At 61.5% G+C, this 1,348-nt stretch carries 3 protein-coding genes; 2 read left to right on the forward strand and 1 reads right to left on the reverse strand.

Annotation, left to right across the window (positions count from 1 at the left end):
* Positions 1-147, reverse strand: a 147-nt coding sequence (locus tag EOA60_RS33170; protein WP_128312631.1) for a DUF3572 family protein, incomplete at its 3' end; no start/stop codon positions are given.
* Positions 148-385: 238 nt separating this feature from the next.
* On the opposite strand from EOA60_RS33170, the gene EOA60_RS33175 reads away from it, so the two are divergent.
* Both EOA60_RS33175 and EOA60_RS33180 read left to right on the forward strand, forming a co-directional pair.
* Entirely contained in the window at positions 386-757 is a 372-nt protein-coding gene (locus EOA60_RS33175; protein WP_027166515.1) for a response regulator, read from the forward strand.
* A 15-nt stretch (positions 758-772) separates the two neighbouring features.
* Positions 773-1,348, forward strand: a 576-nt coding sequence (locus tag EOA60_RS33180) for a response regulator (protein WP_128312630.1), incomplete at its 3' end; no start/stop codon positions are given.

Genomic DNA, 1,348 nt, shown 5'->3' on the forward strand with positions numbered 1-1,348 from the left:
CTCCGCGGCAGCGTGGCGGATCGACCGCGCCTCGATGCCGGTTATCGCCAGGAAGCGAGGCAACAGCTCCGGATCGCCGGCGACGAAGCCAAGCGCCCTGACGGCAAGGGTTTCCGCCTCCTCGCGCATTGACGCTGCGTTCGTCATCATTACCTTTTGCCGATGAGCATGTTGAGTCTTTCTTCCGCAGTAATGGCAAGCGTCGCTTGCGGCAAGTCTCAGCCGCTTCAGCCCTGCAGCCGCAAGTGGAATGGGTGTGCTTTTCCAACGGCAGGTTTGCGTTTCGTCAATCATATTGACGTAGGGTACAGGCGGGTTGGGTGCGATCCGGCAAGGACGCATGACGGCGGTCTTCGGCTCAGGGGCCCGTCGGGACGGGAAATTGATGGCTAAGAAGGTCATGATCGTCGAGGACAATGAGCTCAACATGAAGCTCTTTCGGGACCTCATCGAAGCCAGCGGTTACGAAACGGTCCGCACGCGCAACGGCCTGGAGGCGCTGGATCTCGCGCGCCAGCACCGGCCGGACCTGATCCTGATGGACATCCAACTGCCCGAGGTTTCTGGCCTGGAAGTGACCAAGTGGCTGAAGGAAGACGACGAATTGCACTCGATCCCGGTCATCGCCGTCACCGCCTTCGCGATGAAGGGCGACGAGGAGCGCATCCGGCAGGGCGGTTGTGAGGCCTATATTTCCAAGCCGATCTCGGTGCCGCGCTTCATCGAAACGATCAAATCCTATCTGGGCGATGCCTGAGCCGGAGCCTTTGAGATGACCGCGCGGATCCTCGTCGTCGATGACATCCCCGCCAATGTGCGGCTGCTGGAGGTTCGGCTGCTGGCCGAATATTTCGAGGTGCTGACGGCCGGCAACGGCCCGGATGCGATCGAGACCTGCGAAAACGGCAAGGTCGATGTCGTGCTGCTCGACGTGATGATGCCGGGCATGGACGGCTTCGAGGTCTGCAAGCGGCTGAAGAGCGACCCGGCGACCTCGCATATTCCGGTTGTCATGATCACCGCGCTCGACCAGGTATCGGACCGGGTGCGCGGCCTTGAGGCGGGCGCCGACGATTTCCTCACCAAGCCGGTCAATGATCTGCAACTGATGACGCGGGTGAAGAGCCTGGTCAGGCTGAAGTCGCTGACCGACGAATTGCGGCTGCGCGCCTCGACCACGCGCAACATCGGCATCGAAGAGCTGCTCAGCCGCAACTTCGCGACGGAAGACACCAAGCCCAAGGTGCTTCTGGTGGACGAGCGCAAGTCGTCTATCGAGCGTATCCAGAAGATGCTTCGCGGCAGCGCCGATCTCGACGTCGCCACCGATCCGAATGCCGGATTCTTC

This window comes from Mesorhizobium sp. M1A.F.Ca.IN.020.06.1.1, from assembly GCF_004023265.1.
In the GTDB taxonomy this organism is placed as follows: Bacteria; Pseudomonadota; Alphaproteobacteria; order Rhizobiales; family Rhizobiaceae; genus Mesorhizobium.

Bases quoted from the DNA above. Each gene is read 5' to 3' on its own strand.
- EOA60_RS33175 (WP_027166515.1), top strand. From the start codon at position 386: ATGGCTAAGAAGGTCATGATCGTCGAGGACAATGAGCTCAACATGAAG.